General features: G+C 37.9%; 19 protein-coding genes and 1 riboswitch. Of the genes, 13 read left to right on the top strand and 6 right to left on the bottom strand.

The genetic code is table 11. The features are described 5' to 3' along the window. The first annotated feature begins 15 nt into the window (after nucleotides 1-15). From CSC80_RS15195 to CSC80_RS15215, 5 genes are all read left to right on the top strand, one after another. Complete coding sequence (locus CSC80_RS15195; protein WP_099192932.1) at nucleotides 16-474, top strand: nuclear transport factor 2 family protein; 459 nt, start codon at nucleotides 16-18, stop codon at nucleotides 472-474. A 123-nt stretch (nucleotides 475-597) separates the two neighbouring features. Then, nucleotides 598-876, top strand: a complete 279-nt coding sequence (locus CSC80_RS19355; RefSeq protein WP_143751762.1) for a hypothetical protein — start codon at nucleotides 598-600, stop codon at nucleotides 874-876. A gap of 161 nt (nucleotides 877-1037) precedes the next feature. Then, nucleotides 1038-1511, top strand: a complete 474-nt coding sequence (locus CSC80_RS15205; RefSeq protein ID WP_099193377.1) for a cupin domain-containing protein — start codon at nucleotides 1038-1040, stop codon at nucleotides 1509-1511. Between the two features lie 10 nt (nucleotides 1512-1521). Further along, nucleotides 1522-2295: a carboxymuconolactone decarboxylase family protein gene (locus CSC80_RS15210; RefSeq protein ID WP_236973410.1), complete on the top strand. Its 774-nt coding sequence runs from the start codon at nucleotides 1522-1524 to the stop codon at nucleotides 2293-2295. A gap of 10 nt (nucleotides 2296-2305) precedes the next feature. Then, the gene (locus tag CSC80_RS15215) at nucleotides 2306-2770 is read left to right on the top strand and encodes a cupin domain-containing protein (RefSeq protein ID WP_236973411.1); all 465 of its coding nucleotides are present in this window, start codon (nucleotides 2306-2308) and stop codon (nucleotides 2768-2770) included. Between the two features lie 36 nt (nucleotides 2771-2806). Here the strand turns inward: CSC80_RS15215 and thiH are convergent, their stop codons facing one another. From thiH to thiS, 6 genes are all read right to left on the bottom strand, one after another. Continuing rightward, nucleotides 2807-3919: a 2-iminoacetate synthase ThiH gene (gene thiH / locus CSC80_RS15220; RefSeq protein WP_099192934.1), complete on the bottom strand. Its 1113-nt coding sequence runs from the start codon at nucleotides 3917-3919 to the stop codon at nucleotides 2807-2809. Between the two features lie 5 nt (nucleotides 3920-3924). Next, entirely contained in the window at nucleotides 3925-4689 is a 765-nt protein-coding gene (locus CSC80_RS15225; protein WP_099192935.1) for a thiazole synthase, read from the bottom strand. Between the two features lies 1 nt (nucleotide 4690). After that, nucleotides 4691-5344 carry a thiamine phosphate synthase gene (gene thiE, locus CSC80_RS15230; protein WP_099192936.1) on the bottom strand — a complete coding sequence of 218 codons (654 nt, stop codon included), beginning with the start codon at nucleotides 5342-5344 and terminating at the stop codon, nucleotides 4691-4693. 12 nt (nucleotides 5345-5356) lie between these two features. Beyond that, entirely contained in the window at nucleotides 5357-5998 is a 642-nt protein-coding gene (locus CSC80_RS15235) for a thiamine phosphate synthase (protein ID WP_099192937.1), read from the bottom strand. A 103-nt stretch (nucleotides 5999-6101) separates the two neighbouring features. Next, complete coding sequence (gene thiC / locus CSC80_RS15240) at nucleotides 6102-7961, bottom strand: phosphomethylpyrimidine synthase ThiC (RefSeq protein WP_099192938.1); 1860 nt, start codon at nucleotides 7959-7961, stop codon at nucleotides 6102-6104. A 70-nt stretch (nucleotides 7962-8031) separates the two neighbouring features. Beyond that, nucleotides 8032-8235, bottom strand: coding sequence for a sulfur carrier protein ThiS (gene thiS / locus CSC80_RS15245; protein WP_091604025.1), 204 nt, complete (start codon nucleotides 8233-8235; stop codon nucleotides 8032-8034). A gap of 101 nt (nucleotides 8236-8336) precedes the next feature. Next, a riboswitch (TPP riboswitch) is annotated at nucleotides 8337-8430 on the bottom strand. A 200-nt stretch (nucleotides 8431-8630) separates the two neighbouring features. Here thiS and CSC80_RS15250 point away from each other — a divergent pair. The 8 genes from CSC80_RS15250 to CSC80_RS15285 all read left to right on the top strand — a co-directional run bounded on the left by CSC80_RS15250 (nucleotide 8631) and on the right by CSC80_RS15285 (nucleotide 15801). Beyond that, the gene (locus CSC80_RS15250; protein WP_091604023.1) at nucleotides 8631-9305 is read left to right on the top strand and encodes an NUDIX domain-containing protein; all 675 of its coding nucleotides are present in this window, start codon (nucleotides 8631-8633) and stop codon (nucleotides 9303-9305) included. Nucleotides 9306-9402: 97 nt separating this feature from the next. Next, on the top strand, nucleotides 9403-9840 hold the full coding sequence (locus CSC80_RS15255; protein WP_099192939.1) for a nucleoside 2-deoxyribosyltransferase domain-containing protein: 438 nt from the start codon (nucleotides 9403-9405) through the stop codon (nucleotides 9838-9840). A gap of 10 nt (nucleotides 9841-9850) precedes the next feature. After that, nucleotides 9851-11305 (top strand): nicotinate phosphoribosyltransferase, encoded by a 1455-nt coding sequence (locus CSC80_RS15260; protein ID WP_099192940.1) that lies wholly within the window; start codon nucleotides 9851-9853, stop codon nucleotides 11303-11305. A gap of 12 nt (nucleotides 11306-11317) precedes the next feature. Next, nucleotides 11318-12316, top strand: a complete 999-nt coding sequence (locus CSC80_RS15265; RefSeq protein WP_099192941.1) for a hypothetical protein — start codon at nucleotides 11318-11320, stop codon at nucleotides 12314-12316. A 3-nt stretch (nucleotides 12317-12319) separates the two neighbouring features. Next, a complete protein-coding gene (locus CSC80_RS15270) occupies nucleotides 12320-13084 on the top strand; it encodes a phosphoribosyltransferase family protein (RefSeq protein ID WP_099192942.1) in 765 nt (254 codons plus the stop codon). A gap of 240 nt (nucleotides 13085-13324) precedes the next feature. After that, nucleotides 13325-14374 (top strand): serine hydrolase domain-containing protein, encoded by a 1050-nt coding sequence (locus CSC80_RS15275; RefSeq protein WP_099192943.1) that lies wholly within the window; start codon nucleotides 13325-13327, stop codon nucleotides 14372-14374. Nucleotides 14375-14487: 113 nt separating this feature from the next. Beyond that, nucleotides 14488-15219 carry an NAD(P)-binding oxidoreductase gene (locus tag CSC80_RS15280; protein ID WP_099192944.1) on the top strand — a complete coding sequence of 244 codons (732 nt, stop codon included), beginning with the start codon at nucleotides 14488-14490 and terminating at the stop codon, nucleotides 15217-15219. Nucleotides 15220-15234: 15 nt separating this feature from the next. Continuing rightward, a complete protein-coding gene (locus CSC80_RS15285; RefSeq protein ID WP_099192945.1) occupies nucleotides 15235-15801 on the top strand; it encodes a hypothetical protein in 567 nt (188 codons plus the stop codon). Nucleotides 15802-15908: the final 107 nt, after the last annotated feature.

Below are 15908 nucleotides of genomic sequence, written 5' to 3' on the forward strand. Positions count from 1 at the left end.
AATAACAATAATAAAATGAAAACAAAAATTAAGATTTTCGCCATTCTCATTACTATTTTAGGAAGTTTCAATGCAATAGCACAATCCGAAATCGAGGAAGAAATTAAAACACTATCAACATTAAAATGGCAATGGATGGCTGATAAGGATATAGATAATTTGGAAAAGCTATTTCATGAAAAATCCAAATTTGTACATATGAGTGGTTCTTGGAAAAAAGAAAGGGAACTAGAAATTATCAAGACCGGAAGTATTTGGTACAAAAATGCAGAAGTACATGACGTTGCTGTAGAAACATTTGGTGACGATACCGCCGTACTTTGGAACCGTATTACGCTTACGGCACATGTAAGGGGAAATGATGTTGAAAATGAATTTACGGTTACAGAATTTTATAAAATGGAAGGAGAAGATTGGAAATTACTGGACCTGACATTTAGCAGTGTACGTGATACCCATAAAATTGAACACTAAAAAATTAATAATGCTAAATAAACAACTGATATAAAGACCGTGAAGTAATATTATTAGAGGTGGACTCATTGATTACAAAAAGGCAGATGTTCATGAAGTCATGGTCGAGGTTTTGACGAAGGAGTGAAAGAAACTAATTTTTTGGTATTCAATCTTTCATTCAATCAAATAGCTCTCTCAAACTCGTTATTTTTAAACTTTACGCCACAAGTTTACTATCTTACTTCAGGTGAACTTACGGGGTACTATACTTCGGGATTTTTAACCATAGCGAAGAAGAACTGTCCATTTTCATTGACCGGAGTTATAAACAAAGGCATTAGCACGCAAATATTACCCGATGACGATTTTACGTGGAGTATTCTTTTAAACTATAGTTTTCCAACAAAAAGAAAGATTTAAGAAAAGGTATACCCCTTATTAAAATGACTATTTAAACAAAGTAATACATTAGCACTTGCAAGCATACTTTTATTTGCTAGTTGTAATGAACAAAGCAAGTATATAGCCGATCTGATGTACAATTGGCTAGAAGAAAAGAAATTAAACTAAAAAACAAGGAAATGAAAAATCTAATTACAACAGTCCTGTTTATCCTTCCCATTTACATTTTTGCCCAAAATACGGACTACAATGTATCTTCATACAAAGACGAAGGCTTTAAAGCACCAAATACGCATTATATTGGTGAAGCGTGGTTGAACGGTGTATTACAGGCAGATGATGAAACTGACTTTAATATTACTAAAGCCACTTTTAAGGCAAATTCTACATTAGACTGGCACAAACATTCAACTTCTCAAATTCTTATTTACGTTGACGGTGAAGGTTATTATCAAGAAAGAGGAAAAGACCCTGTGATGCTTAAAGCAGGCGATGTGATTAAATGTGATAAAGAAACAGAACACTGGCATGCTTCAACCAAGGATAGTGATGTCACTTATTTAGCAATTTATGGAGGAGGACAACCCACCACATGGACCGAAGTGGTATCGCAAGAATATTATGATAGTGTTGCCGATCAGCTGAAAGACTAATATACCCCTTATGAAATTAAAACAATTGAGTACTAAACCTATCATGCGTTTAAGCAGTATCCTTGACACGGCAACAGTATTATTTTGGGTATTATTTTTTATCGGTTTTCAATCTAACGCGCAAGAATTAACATTAAACAATGCTTTAACTGATAAAGAAACCAGTATCATCAAAATTGCAAGTTATACTGCACAAGGTGATTTAGAGAACTTAAAGGTTGCGCTTCATGATGGGCTGGATAATAAGCTCACCGTTAACCAAATTAAGGAAGTGTTGGTACATGTGTACGCCTATGCCGGATTCCCAAGAAGTATTCGTGGTTTACAAACTTTTTTACAAGTGCTTGATGACCGTAAAGAAATGGGAGTTATTGATGAAAGGGGAGTAGAGGCTACTCCTATTCCAGATACAGGCGAAAAATATATGCGAGGAAAGAAAATTTTAGAGACTTTGATAGGTAGACCCTTAGATGGACCTAAACCGGAATATCAAGAATTCTCCCCTGAAATGGACAGGTTTCTTAAAGAACATCTATTTGCCGATATTTTTGAGCGCGATGTACTTACATATAAACAACGTGAACTGGTGACCATTTCTGTCATAGCAAGTTTAGGTGCTTTAGAGCCCATGCTAACCAGTCACCTAAACCTTTCATTGAACGTAGGTTGGCAACCAAGTCAAATGCAACACTTTATATCCACTATAGAACGTACGGCCTCACCTGAGCACGCGAAAACTGCAAAAGATGTTCTTGCTAGGGCTCTAGAAAATGTAACCGATTAAATAAGATATAATGCTAATTAGAAAATTAATATACATCAGTATCGTTATGGTATTCGTGGTAGGATGTAGCGGAACCAGTCACCTTAAGCAGAAAGAAACTATATTCCCAAAAGGAACGGAAATAACCAATGACCACTTTACAGGAACTGCATGGTTAAATATGTTAGCTCCTCCAGACGGATTAAATACCATGTATGCTGGTTTAGTCACCTTTGAACCCGGTGCACGTACCCATTGGCATTCACATCCTGCAGGACAAATATTGATTGTAACACAAGGAGAAGGTTATTACCAAGAGGAGGGAGAACCAAAGCGTATATTGCGTAATGGCGAGACTATAAAATGTATGCCAAATGTTAAACATTGGCATGGGGCCACTCCAAATTCAACGGTTGCACATATTGCAATCTCGGATCGTCATCAAGGTCCGGCACAATGGTTTGATCCCGTTACCGACAATGAATTTCTCAATTAAGGTTTGGGCATCATATATGTTACCCCAATAATATGTTTACTCCCAATTGTTAGACCAGTCTTTCCAAACCACATCTAAGCCTTGTGCTTTCAGCATTTCCGTAATTTCCTCCGTTGGCCTTTCATCAGATATTTCAAATTGTTCCAATGATTCTGGCGCTACGGCATACCCACCTGGGTTGGTTTTGGATTCTGCACTTATGGAGGTAATGCCTAAATTGACAATATTATTTCTAAATATTTCACTTTCCCGTGTAGATATAGAAAGTTCTACATCTTCATCCAATAACCGAAAAGCACAAATTAGCTGCACCAAATCTGGATCCGTCATTTCAACTTTAGGTTCCAGCCCGCCCGAATGTGGTCTTAACCGTGGGAAAGAAATGGAGTATTTTGTCTTCCAATAGGTTTTCTGTAAATATTTTAAATGCAGTGCTGTAAAAAAACTATCGGCACGCCAATCTTCCAACCCAAATAAAGCACCTAATCCAATTTTATGAATACCCGCCTTGCCCAAGCGATCGGGCGTATCCAACCTAAAATCGAAATTCGACTTTTTACCTTTGGGGTGGTGTTTTTTGTATTCGTCCCTATGATAGGTCTCTTGATATACCAACACAGCATACAATCCGCTTTCGATCAATAGCTCATATTCATCTTGCAATAAAGGTTGAATTTCAATAGTAATATTCGCAAATTGAGAACGAATCAATTGTAAGGCATTATTGATATAGTCTACACCAACTATTTTGTTTGCCTCACCGGTTACCAAAAGAATATGGTCATAACCTTTAGATTTTATATAGGCAACTTCCTTTAATATTTCAGCATCGGTCAAGGTTCTTCGCGGTATTTTATTGGTCATACTAAATCCGCAATAGGTACAAATATTTTGGCACTCGTTGCTTAAATACATGGGCGAATACATTTGTATGGTATTGCCAAAGCGCTTTTTGGTCAACTGCCTACTTAACTGCGCCATTTGCTCCAAATAAGGTTTTGCAGCAGGCGAAATCAATGCTTTGAAATCTTCTAAATCGCGTTTAGAATTGCCCAAGGCACGTAACACATCATGCTCCGTTTTTGCAAAAATACTCTCTAAGGTTTTATCCCAATTATAGGTATCAAAGACCGACTTAAAATTGCTCATGTTATTTAGTTCAAGAAACTGGTTAACGGACTACTTGCTTCGGCTTTTTTATGCACTACCGGAGCCAATTTTGCTTCATAGGCCATTCTGCCCGCTGTTACGGCCATTTTAAATGCTTTTGCCATTTCAACAGGATGTTGGGAAACCGCTATTGCCGTATTAACCAGCACTGCGTCTGCACCTAATTCCATCGCAAAGGCAGCATGTGATGGTGCCCCAATACCGGCATCAACGATAACCGGAACATTGCTCTGGTCTATTATAATCTCTAGAAAATCTTGCGTTTTCAGGCCTTTGTTACTGCCTATTGGAGCGCCTAACGGCATTACACATTGCACTCCAACTTCTTCCAATCGTTTGCACAGAACGGGATCGGCATGTATGTAGGGCATCACCACAAACCCTAATTTTACAAGCTCTTCTGCCGCTTTTAAGGTTTCTATTGGGTCTGGCAGCAAGTATTTTGGATCAGGATGTATTTCCAATTTCACCCAGTTGGTCTCTAGAGCCTCACGAGATAATTGCGCGGCAAATACCGCTTCTTTTGCCGTACGCACCCCAGATGTATTGGGCAATAAATTTATACGTTCATGTTGTAAATGCCGTAATATATCATCTTGTGTATCTTCCACATCTACACGTTTAAGGGCAACGGTGACCAACTCACTTTCAGAAGCCAATAAAGCTTCTTTCATTAATGACGACGAGCTAAATTTCCCTGTCCCCGTAAACAATCGTGAACTAAACTTTTTATCTGCGATCTGTAACATATTATTTTATCTTTTCATCTGAGATCCAACGCTGCTCATCAAGAGGACCTCCATTAATCAATTTTTTAAATTCTGATATGGAATTGAAGTTTCGGGTTATTTCGCCAGATACCGCAATACCATGAACACCTGTTTTCATTAGTTCCGTAACATCTTCTAAAACAATACCACCTATGGCAATAACCGGTACCTGCGATTTCAATTCTTCAAGGATGGTCAAATACCCGTTTAAGCCTAAAATCGGACTCAAATTTTCTTTGGTCTTCGTAAAACGAAAAGGACCTAGACCTATATAATCCACTTTCTTATCCAATAAAGCTTCACAATCTTCTAAGGTATTGGCCGTACCGCCAATAATTTGCCATGATGCCAGTTCTTTTCTAGCAACGGTAGGGCAGGTATCGGTCTTTCCCAAATGTACTCCGTCCGCTTTTACCGAAGCGGCAATCTTATAAAAGTCATTGATTATTAATCTCGTCTGGTATTTTTCCGTGATCTCCCTTGCTTTTTTTGCGGTTTCCCAAACCACTTTTCCCGGTAACTTCTTTAGGCGTAGCTGCACCAGTTCCGCTCCTGCGGTACATGCTTTTTGAATGTGCTCTAAATGCTCTTCGGGTGTTTGTCCCTGTGATATATAGTGTAATTTCGGAATCATATATTTTACTGCTTAATTGCCTTTTGTATTGTTCTTTAATTGTGCCTGCCGCTTTTCCATACATGCCTGCTCATATGCCGTTTTTAAGCTTATAAAGCTTTGTATAGGGTTGTCCATATTCCATACACCGCCTAAGACCCCAATTCCCCTAAACCCTAAACTTAAGGTTTCTGCTATGTTGGTATAGGTAATACCGCCCATACCTATAATCAATTTAGTACTATGGTTAACATTAAAACCTTTGCCTTCATATCCTTTTTTAGAGATGGATGTAAAAACGGGACTCAGCAAATGGTAATCGAATTCAAATTCACAATCTTCCAATACCTGTGGGTCATGAAAAGAGGAACTTATGGTTTTACCATACATATTCAGTTTTTTAAAGTACTGACCGGGGTTATCAATATGATCTATTCGCATTTGTTCTTGAAAATGCAACCCTTTTAGAGGATAATCATTGATCAGCTCATGATGTAAGTGTACTACGATCCTATTATGATATTTTGAATCTATAGCATTCAAATAATCACAATGTTCTTGATAGTCCTTAAAAGGTTTTCTTAGATGATAATATTCCAAACCTTCCTGAAACAATTGATGTAGCAGTTCAATTTCGTTAGGAATATCTTTTTCCGGTGCTATTAGTACGATCATTTTTTTGAGTTAAGGATTGCAATGAAAATCCTTTTACCTTTTTGCAAAAGATTGAAATGGAAAGCCTGCCCACGCTTTTTAGCGTGGGAACTTCCTTGAACACTTAAAGATAGACTTCTGAACCTTTCTCTTTAAATTCTTTTGACTTTTCATCCATTCCCTTTTGAATGACCTCATTATTTACAATTTCATTGCTTGCAGCAAAATCACGTACTTCTTGAGATATTTTCATGGAACAGAATTTGGGTCCGCACATGGAGCAGAAGTGGGCAATTTTAGCCCCTGCCGCAGGTAAGGTTTCATCATGATACTCGCAGGCGCGTTCTGGATCTAAACCTAAGTTGAATTGATCTTCCCATCTAAACTCAAATCGTGCTTTGCTTAATGCATTGTCACGGTGTTGAGAACCCGGATGGCCTTTTGCCAAATCTGCGGCATGGGCCGCCAATTTGTAGGTTACCACACCTACACGAACATCTTCTTTATTGGGTAGGCCCAAATGTTCTTTTGGGGTTACATAGCATAGCATGGCGCAACCGTACCAGCCGATCATTGCCGCACCTATTCCTGAGGTTATATGGTCATAACCCGGCGCAATATCAGTAGTCAAGGGTCCTAAAGTATAAAAAGGTGCTTCATCACAAACTTGGATCTGCTTTTCCATATTTTCCTTGATCATATGCATTGGTACATGGCCAGGACCTTCAATAAAACATTGTACCTCATGCTTGCGCGCAATTTGTGTTAATTCCCCTAAGGTTTCCAGTTCTGCAAACTGAGCTTCGTCATTGGCATCTGCTACCGAGCCCGGGCGCAGACCGTCGCCTAATGAGAATGCCACATCATACTGTTTTAAAATCTCGCAGATCTCTTCAAAATGGGTATATAAAAAGCTCTCTTTATGATGCGCCAAGCACCATTTTGCCATAATAGACCCTCCACGAGATACAATACCCGTTACGCGCTTTGCGGTCATTGGTATATAACGCAGCAATACCCCGGCGTGAATGGTAAAATAATCTACGCCTTGTTCCGCTTGTTCTATTAAGGTATCCTTAAAAATCTCCCATGTAAGATCTTCTGCAACTCCATTCACCTTTTCCAATGCCTGGTAAATGGGTACCGTACCTACCGGAACAGGAGAGTTGCGGATGATCCATTCACGGGTTTCGTGAATGTTTTCACCTGTTGACAGGTCCATAATGTTATCCGCTCCCCAACGGCATGCCCAGACCGCCTTTTCCACTTCTTCTTCAATAGAGGAGGTCACTGCGGAATTACCTATGTTCGCATTTATTTTTACCAGAAAATTACGCCCCAAGATCATAGGCTCTGCCTCTGGGTGGTTAATATTAGAAGGTATTACGGCACGGCCACGTGCCACTTCGTCCCTTACAAATTCGGGCGTAATCTTTTGTGGAATAGACGCTCCAAAATGTTCGCCCTTATGTTGTTCCCTAATCTGGGTCATTTCATCTATACGCTGATTTTCGCGTATGGCTATATACTCCATCTCTGGAGTAATGATCCCTTTCTTAGCATAATGTAGCTGCGTAACATTTTCGCCTTTTTTTGCCCGCAACGGTTTCTTCAACAGCTTAAAACGCATGTGATCTAAACTTTTATCGTTCAATCTCTCGTTGCAATATTTTGATGAGTACGTATCCAATTCTTCTACATTACCTCTTTCCTTGATCCAATTTTCACGAATCCGCTCAATACCGGCGTGCACATCTATTTCTATGTTAGGATCGGTATACGGACCAGAAGTATCATAAACGGTTACCGGTTCGTTAGGAGTTTTCTTTTTGGTCAAGGAATCTATGGTATCCGTCAACGTTATTTCGCGCATTGCTACCTTTATTTCAGGATACAATTTTCCCGGTACGTAAATTTTTTGGGAATTGGGAAATGGTTTACGGGTTATACCGCCTTGTTTGGGTGCTGTATCTTTATTCTTCATATTCTTGTACGGTGATTTTTGTGGTCGTTATCTCTTGTACCTAGTGTTATTACTAATTTGAAGTAGAATTTTATCCTCCTTGTGTAGCCCTGATCACTAAAACTTTATCATTTTCGTTCAGCGTTTTGGTGTTCCAAGCACTCTTGGTAATAATATTCTCATTGACCGCTACGGCGATACCATTTTCGGAAATCTTCAATTCTTTGATAATAAGGTCTAAAGTAGTGTCAGGCCTAAATAGGTGAGGGGTGTCGTTTACAATTATGTTTATCATCTGCTTAAAAATTTAATCAAGAGCACATGGCTACATTGATTTGATTACAGTGTAAACTAGGGGAATATGAAAATGAATTGATAATTGGAAAGTACAGGTAGTTGTTCCCGATAACTTTTCCCTACGTTGATATTAATCAAATCAGGTTCTAAGGATATTTCTCAAACTATGAAATAGCTACTCCTAAAGTCTACATGGCTAAGTTAGGAATTAGATATGAGATATAATGGTGAAAGTTGTTATGATTACCAGTTTATTTCAAATTCATCAATATCTGTTAAGTCCTACACCAAGACTTTTATTGTATAACTATATCAGTGATGTAGTTTAAGCTTCCAAAGGAGCACTTTATATTCTATAATCTTTCATATATTAGCGTAAAATATACGCATAGTATGCAACAATCTATCAAGCTTTCTGTAGACGCCGTAGTTTTTGGGTATGAATCTGAAACCATATCCGTATTACTCATCAAAAGAAAATATGAACCTTTTAAAGGAAAATGGGCAATACCCGGCGGATTCGTTTTAGACTCAGAGTCGCTGGAAGAAGCTGTAGAGCGGGAGCTAAAGGAAGAAACAGGTATTAAAATCAATTATCTGGAACAACTTTACACTTTTGGCAAACCGGATAGAGATCCCAGAAATAGGGTAGTATCCGTTGCGTATTTTGGACTTATAAAACCCAGTGCCTTTAAATTATTGGCATCCACTGATGCCGAAGAGGCACAATGGTTTACCATTAACAATCTCCCAGAACTTTCCTTTGATCATGCCGAGATTCTAAAACTTGCCATAACTAGGTTACAGGCTAAAATAACGTATGAACCTATTGGTTTTGAGCTATTAGACACAAAATTCCCGTTTTCAGATTTAGAGAAACTGTATGCTGCAGTACTAGGAAGAGCTATTGACAGGCGAAATTTTAGAAAAAAAATGCTAGGTCTTAATGTTTTAGATGAACTAGATGAAAAAGTTTCTAAAGGTTCCGGTAGGCCCGCAAACTTGTTCATGTTCAATAAAGACAGGTATTTCAAGCTTAAAAAGGAAGGAATCATCTTCGAGATATAATTGATTTTTTTATTTTGCGTAAAATAAACGCAAAATAATTCTTTGTAAATTTAAATTATGTTTTATATTTGCGTCATAATTACGCAAATATAATTTTATGTTATTTACTTCCAAAAATACACTACCAATAAATAAGGACAACTTACGTTCTATTTTCCTAGCAGGTAGTATGGACCATAGACAGGAGTATAGTTGGAGAGATGAAATCATTGGCGAATTTGGTTCGCACCATATTTTTGACCCTACACATACACAGCATGATGATTTAAGCAATGCGGAATTAAAGCATCATATTATGTGGGAGTTAGAGGCCATGCAGCAATCAGATTTTATTTTGCTCAATTTTCTAAAAGATTCCAAATCTCCTATTTCACTTGTGGAACTAGGACTATATGTACAGTCTGGCAAGCTGATCGTGGTTTGTCCGCAAGAATTTTATAAACACAATTATGTACATATACTTTGCGAAAAATACAGCACTCCAATTTTCAATACCCTCAAAGAAGCAAAAACACTATTAAAAAACAGTATTTAAAATAACGATTATGAACGGACTATTATTAACCGACGGATACAAAACAGGACACCACCAACAATACCCTAAAGGTACAGAAGAAGTATATTCTAACTGGACACCAAGAAGCAACAAATACGCTCCCAAAGGGTGCGACAAAGTAGTTTCTTTTGGGCAACAATATGTTTTTCAATGGTTACATGATTATTTTCAAGATAACTTCTTTTCCAAACCAAAAGCTCTGGTATGTAATGAATTGAAAGAAGAGCTGTCGTTGTATTTGGGTACCGATTATGATGTTACGCATTATGAGGAACTACACGATCTTCAATACTTGCCCATTAAAGTAAAATCTATCATAGAAGGGGTAGAGGTACCTGTAAGGGTTCCCATGGTTACCGTTGTGAACACGGATAAAAAATTCTACTGGATCACCAATTTCCTAGAGACCATTTTATCTACCATGCTTTGGCAGCCAATGACATCAGCATCTATTGCTTTGTGTTACAAACGAATTTTTAAAAAATGGACCTTAAAGACCGATAAGGACAACTTGGCTTTCATCGATTTTCAGGGACACGATTTTTCCATGAGAGGTATGGGCGGTCTGCAAAGTGCTATATCATCTGGTATGGGGCATGCATCTGTATTCTTGGGGTCAGATACCTTACCGGTCATTAGTAGCCTACGTAAATATTACAAAGCTGAAGGTTTTGTGGTAGGCTCTGTAAATGCTACCGAACACTCCGTTATGTGTGCAGGTACCAAAGATGATGAAATTGGAACGTTCAGAACCCTAATGCAAACCTACCCAACGGGCATTTTATCCGTGGTTAGTGATACCTGGGATTTATGGAAGGTATTGACCGAATACCTACCAAAACTTAAAGAAGAGGTGCTTTCTAGAGATGGCAAATTAGTGATCAGACCAGATAGCGGCGATCCTGTAGATATCATTTGTGGCGAGTCTCGTGAGCTTGGCAGCAACACTCCTAAGGATAAAGGGGTAGTGGAGCTACTTTGGGATATTTTTGGAGGTACCGTAAACGAACAGGGTTATAAAGTGCTAGATGCACATATTGGCGCTATTTACGGTGATAGTATTACCACAGAAAGAGCAGAGGCTATTTGTCAACGCTTAAGCAATAAAGGCTTTGCCACAACTAACGTGGTATTGGGTATTGGATCGTTTACTTACCAATTTAATACAAGAGATACGTTTGGTTTTGCCATGAAAGCAACTTCTGTGGTGGTAAATGGTGAGCGTAGGGAAATTTTCAAAGATCCTATTACCGATGACGGTGTTAAAAAATCTGCAAAGGGATTGGTAAAAGTGGAATTACAAAATGGCGAATATGTATTGGTAGACCAGGTGACTCCTCAAGAAGAAAATACGGGCGAGTTACAGGTAATCTATGAAAACGGGAAATTTGTAAACCAGGTGAATATACAGGAGATAAGAGACCGTATCAATAGCAATCTTTAAAAATATCTTATCATGTGGTTTGAAGAATTGACAGGATTTGTAGAATTATCACCTAGTAATGTACGTGATCATATCAGTATTGATGGAAAGCATTTAATTTCTAAAATCAATAACAGATCCCTTCAATTCGGAAAACTAGATGTTTCCTCTTTAGAAGAACTAAGAAAACAGGATTTACGGGTAAACACTTCTAACCAAATAAAGGTCTCAGAATTGGTGGCTGATATTCAAAAAGTACATTGCGATCCAAATAATGCAAATGCACTATTTCAAGCAGCCTCTCAATTTAATCTATTGGAAATGATTGGTCCTGAGGTTTCGCCTAAAGCGGGAGTTGGTATTTACGAAAATGACTTTACCCAAGGACCGGCGTGCGCCATAGCTTGTGGTGCAGGTACCATTTACAGAAACTATTTTGTGCCTATTGAAAACCAAATTGGGCAAACGGGTACCTATCAAATTGATTGTTTAGATGAAATCGGTAAAGAGCTTCATAATCAAGAGCTCCAATTATGGAAAATGAAGAACGGTTATGCTGTTTTAAGTCAAGAAGGCTTGCTCAGTATTAATAAGCAGTTAGGGTGCTTTACAGATGCCCAAAGAGAGAAATTAAAAGGTAAACTAAAGGTAGGAATACAATGGAATACAGAAGTTACTCTAACGGATGAAAAACAGATAGTATCTCAAATATATTGTGCTGCACTACCTGTAGCATATTCGTATATCGAATCTTATTATTGGGAAAATTTTGCCAGAATAATTTTAGAGGCTACTTATGAAGCCACATTATACACGGCATTATTAAATCTAAAAAACAACAAGTCAAACAAGGTCTTTTTAACCTTGGTAGGCGGTGGTGCTTTTGGTAATGATCTAGATTGGATATTAGAATCAATGTTCAAAGCGCTAGAGAAATTTAGAAAAACGCCTTTAGATGTAAGCATTGTAAGCTACGGAAACTCAAATTATATTTTGAAACAGGAAATTGATAATTTCAACAACAAGAATTAACACATGAAATACGAAAGCAAAAGATTTAAAGACGGACAAGTAACTGCCAAAATCATTGAAGGCGGAGATATTCATATAAAAATTAGAGGTAACAGCTACGAAGATCTTTTTAAGGCCGCAGCCATTAAAGAAGCCTGGGATGCAGAAAATGCCACCAACAAAACAGCCGTTGCCAAACTCACTATCTTTTGTCTGATAGGGCAGCGTTCGGATAGGCGATTCAATAAAGGAGAATCGTTCGATTTAAAGGTAATTTGTAAGTTTATCAATGATATGAAATTCGACTCCGTGGCTATTTTACATCCGCACAGTCCTATTTCATTGGCGCTAATTGATAATTCCGAAAAAATATCTCATGTAGATTACGTTGAAAAGGCTTTTAAACACATTGGTAACCCTGTATTGGTGAGTCCCGATGCTGGTGCGTATAAAACCACCCATGAAATTGCTGAAAAATTGAATGCCGATTTGGTACCGTCCAATAAAGTACGAGTAGATGGTGCTCCGGTAATTAGTATTCAAGGTGATGTAAACGGCAAACAATGTCTTATCGTCGATGATTTAGCCGATGGAGGAAGAACATTCAAATTCTTGGCGGAAGCGTTGAAACAACAGGGTGCCGCGGAAGTGTATTTATATGTTACCCACGCCCAATTCAACTATGGTTTTGATGAACTCAAAGAAACTATTGACCATGTGTATTGCACCAATAGCTACAAAGATATTGATGATGATTTTGTTACGCAGTTCAAGTTAGCGGGGTTGTAGACTTCTTAATAATAGTAAAATAAAAAATAGCGCATTTCTGCGCTATTTTTTGTTTTCGAAATTTTTAAAACGTACTTACTCCGCTATATTTTAATTGCCTTCCTATTAAAAAGGGTTTGCTAATGTTAAACCAATAGTATTCAATTCATCCTCAATAATATACATTTCGGTAATTCGTAATTTATTTCTTTACTGTTACGCTGTAAGTTTGTATCATCAATCAAACCAAAGCAATGCATCATGGAAAATGCCCAACCTAAAGTCAGTAAGAACAAACAGATTTTCAGAGTAGTTTTATTTGTTAGTACGTTCATTTCTTTATGGTTCGTCCCTTGGATTTTAGAAAAAGCATGGATTTTACCATTGCCCAATACGGTTCAAGAGCAAGTAGACCAAACGTTAAGCCATGGTTTTGACGGCGTAATCGTGTATGTTGATGAAGCGGGCAAACCACCGGCATTCTATACCGCTGGGTACCACAATAAAGAACAGCAAATACCTGCCAAACCAAACGCCTTATTCAAAATTGCAAGTATAAGTAAGTTGTATGTTGCTGTTGCTATTACAAGATTAGCTTATGAAGATCGTATCTCATTAGATAAACCGCTCACCGATTATTTTCCTGAGCTTTCGAGTAGAATTGAAAATGCCGATAAAATTACGTTGAGAATGATGGTACAGCACCGAAGCGGTATTCCCAATTTCACCGACAATCCTGAGTATTGGAAAAACCAACCGAACACCGATGTAGATGTGCTTAAATATGCATTGGATTTACCAGCGAACTTTGAACCCAACAAGGATTATGGCTACTCCAATACCAATTACCTATTACTTTCTAGAGTTATAGAGCAGGTAACAGGAGGTAGTCGTCAAGATTATTTTAAACAGGAAATTCTGATTCCTTTAGGGCTTAACCATACTTACGGATCGCTTAGCGAAGTAAACATAGATGATGTAATGAGCGGTTATTATGTGGGTATCGATGAAGATTTTAAATATGAGGACAATGGCATGATGCTGGCTACCGCAGCAGATGTTGGCACGTTCTTAAGGGCATTGAACAACGGAACCTTGCTCAATGAACAAGAAATGGAAATCTACACATCACTGTATGAATTTAATCACGGTGGCTTGGCTGCTGGATATCAATGTTTGGCTGAATACCATAAAGATATTGATGCCGTGGTTGTTCAATTCATGAATACGACCGATTTTGAAGGCTATCAATGGAATTTGCTACAAATAACACATAGCAGAGTGGTTAAAATACTACGTAAAGGAAAATAATACCAAAACCTTGTAACTCTCTTAAAGTTAAATACTTGAACATGTAACAATTATAGTTTCTCATCGTCCTAAAGACAAATCATCAATCATCAATCAATCATCAATCAATCAATATGAAAATTTTAGTGGTCGGCGCAAGTGGTGCCACAGGTAGTCAATTGGTAGCGCAACTTCTTTTGCAACAACACTCCGTAAAAGTTGTTGTTCGTTCTCCCCATAAGCTCCCTGAATCATGGAAGAACAATAAGCATCTTCTAATAATTACAGCCAGTATATTAGACCTTACCGATACCGAAATGCAAGATTTGTTAAGCGATTGCCATGCAGTGGCATCATGCCTAGGACACAATTTAACCTGGAATGGTATCTACGGTCAACCTAGAAGATTGGTTGCCGATGCTACAAAACGTTTATGCAATGCCATAGAATCCAATAAATTGGAACGTACTACAAAGTTTGTTCTAATGAATACGACCGGTAATCGAAATCGTGATTTGGACGAAAGTATCTCTTTCGCTCAAAAATGCGTGATCGGTTTGCTTCGCGTACTACTTCCTCCTCATATAGATAATGAAATGGCGGCAGATTATTTAAGGACACAAATTGGACAAAACATTACAGCCATTGAATGGGTAGTTGTAAGACCGGACGGATTAATTAACGAAGAAAAAGTAAGTGATTATGAAATTTTTCCTTCACCCACGCGTAGCGCTATATTTAATGCCGGTAAAGTTAGCCGTATCAATGTCGCTCATTTTATGGCTAGCCTTATCAATGACAAAAACTTATGGAGCACATGGAAGGGTAAAATGCCCGTTATCTATAGTTCATCGAAAGAAAATTAATTAAACATTAGAAAAATGGGAAGAATCATTAAACAGTTAGAAAAACAACGATCAGGGAAAAAGGTTCTGGTGCTTTTCTTGTTAACCAATATCGTTTATGCGTATATGCTTTTAGTTACCATACCGGCAACGATGGCCTTCTCTAACGGATTACAATTATTGGATATGATGCCCGCCGGATATGATTTAGAGTATGTAAACACCCTTTTGCAGACACTAGGAAATACCGGTCGTCAAATGTATCTTACCAAACAAATTCCTGTTGATATGATTTACCCATTACTCTTTGGTATTTCTTATGCAGCAGTTCTAGCATATTTCCTAAAGATACTACCTGGACTAAACCAAAACTACCTATATCTGTGTCTTTTACCAGTAATTGCCGGTATAGCAGATTATTTTGAAAACATTGGTATTGTAACTATGCTGAATGCCTACCCAACGGTTACGGAAACTTCTGTACATATCAATAGTTTATTTTCAATTATTAAAAGTAGTGCTACCAGTATTTATTTTTTAGTTTTAATAGCCATCTTGATTAAACTTGGTTTACGTAGGTTGAAATCTAGAGGCAAAAATTAGCAGCATTAGCAAAACCCAATAACTATCAGTAGGAGGGAAGCACTAGCCATAAGAACTTATATTTATCCCAAAAACGCTAAAAAGAATACAACAGTTGCTGTAATTTT

The organism is Maribacter sp. 6B07 (assembly GCF_002700155.1).
Lineage (GTDB): Bacteria > Bacteroidota > Bacteroidia > Flavobacteriales > Flavobacteriaceae > Maribacter > Maribacter dokdonensis.

Excerpts from the sequence above, each read along its gene's own strand:
- CSC80_RS15260 (WP_099192940.1), top strand. The coding sequence starts at position 9,851 with ATGAACGGACTATTATTAACCGACGGATACAAAACAGGACACCACCAA.
- CSC80_RS15285 (WP_099192945.1), top strand. The coding sequence starts at position 15,235 with ATGGGAAGAATCATTAAACAGTTAGAAAAACAACGATCAGGGAAAAAG.
- CSC80_RS15205 (WP_099193377.1), top strand. The coding sequence starts at position 1,038 with ATGAAAAATCTAATTACAACAGTCCTGTTTATCCTTCCCATTTACATT.
- CSC80_RS15275 (WP_099192943.1), top strand. The coding sequence starts at position 13,325 with ATGGAAAATGCCCAACCTAAAGTCAGTAAGAACAAACAGATTTTCAGA.
- CSC80_RS15215 (WP_236973411.1), top strand. The coding sequence starts at position 2,306 with ATGCTAATTAGAAAATTAATATACATCAGTATCGTTATGGTATTCGTG.
- CSC80_RS15210 (WP_236973410.1), top strand. The coding sequence starts at position 1,522 with ATGAAATTAAAACAATTGAGTACTAAACCTATCATGCGTTTAAGCAGT.
- CSC80_RS15250 (WP_091604023.1), top strand. The coding sequence starts at position 8,631 with ATGCAACAATCTATCAAGCTTTCTGTAGACGCCGTAGTTTTTGGGTAT.
- thiH (WP_099192934.1), bottom strand. The coding sequence starts at position 3,919 with ATGAGCAATTTTAAGTCGGTCTTTGATACCTATAATTGGGATAAAACC.
- thiE (WP_099192936.1), bottom strand. The coding sequence starts at position 5,344 with ATGATTCCGAAATTACACTATATATCACAGGGACAAACACCCGAAGAG.
- CSC80_RS15225 (WP_099192935.1), bottom strand. The coding sequence starts at position 4,689 with ATGTTACAGATCGCAGATAAAAAGTTTAGTTCACGATTGTTTACGGGG.
- CSC80_RS15235 (WP_099192937.1), bottom strand. The coding sequence starts at position 5,998 with ATGATCGTACTAATAGCACCGGAAAAAGATATTCCTAACGAAATTGAA.
- CSC80_RS15195 (WP_099192932.1), top strand. The coding sequence starts at position 16 with ATGAAAACAAAAATTAAGATTTTCGCCATTCTCATTACTATTTTAGGA.
- CSC80_RS15280 (WP_099192944.1), top strand. The coding sequence starts at position 14,488 with ATGAAAATTTTAGTGGTCGGCGCAAGTGGTGCCACAGGTAGTCAATTG.
- thiS (WP_091604025.1), bottom strand. The coding sequence starts at position 8,235 with ATGATAAACATAATTGTAAACGACACCCCTCACCTATTTAGGCCTGAC.
- CSC80_RS15255 (WP_099192939.1), top strand. The coding sequence starts at position 9,403 with ATGTTATTTACTTCCAAAAATACACTACCAATAAATAAGGACAACTTA.
- CSC80_RS15270 (WP_099192942.1), top strand. The coding sequence starts at position 12,320 with ATGAAATACGAAAGCAAAAGATTTAAAGACGGACAAGTAACTGCCAAA.
- thiC (WP_099192938.1), bottom strand. The coding sequence starts at position 7,961 with ATGAAGAATAAAGATACAGCACCCAAACAAGGCGGTATAACCCGTAAA.
- CSC80_RS15265 (WP_099192941.1), top strand. The coding sequence starts at position 11,318 with ATGTGGTTTGAAGAATTGACAGGATTTGTAGAATTATCACCTAGTAAT.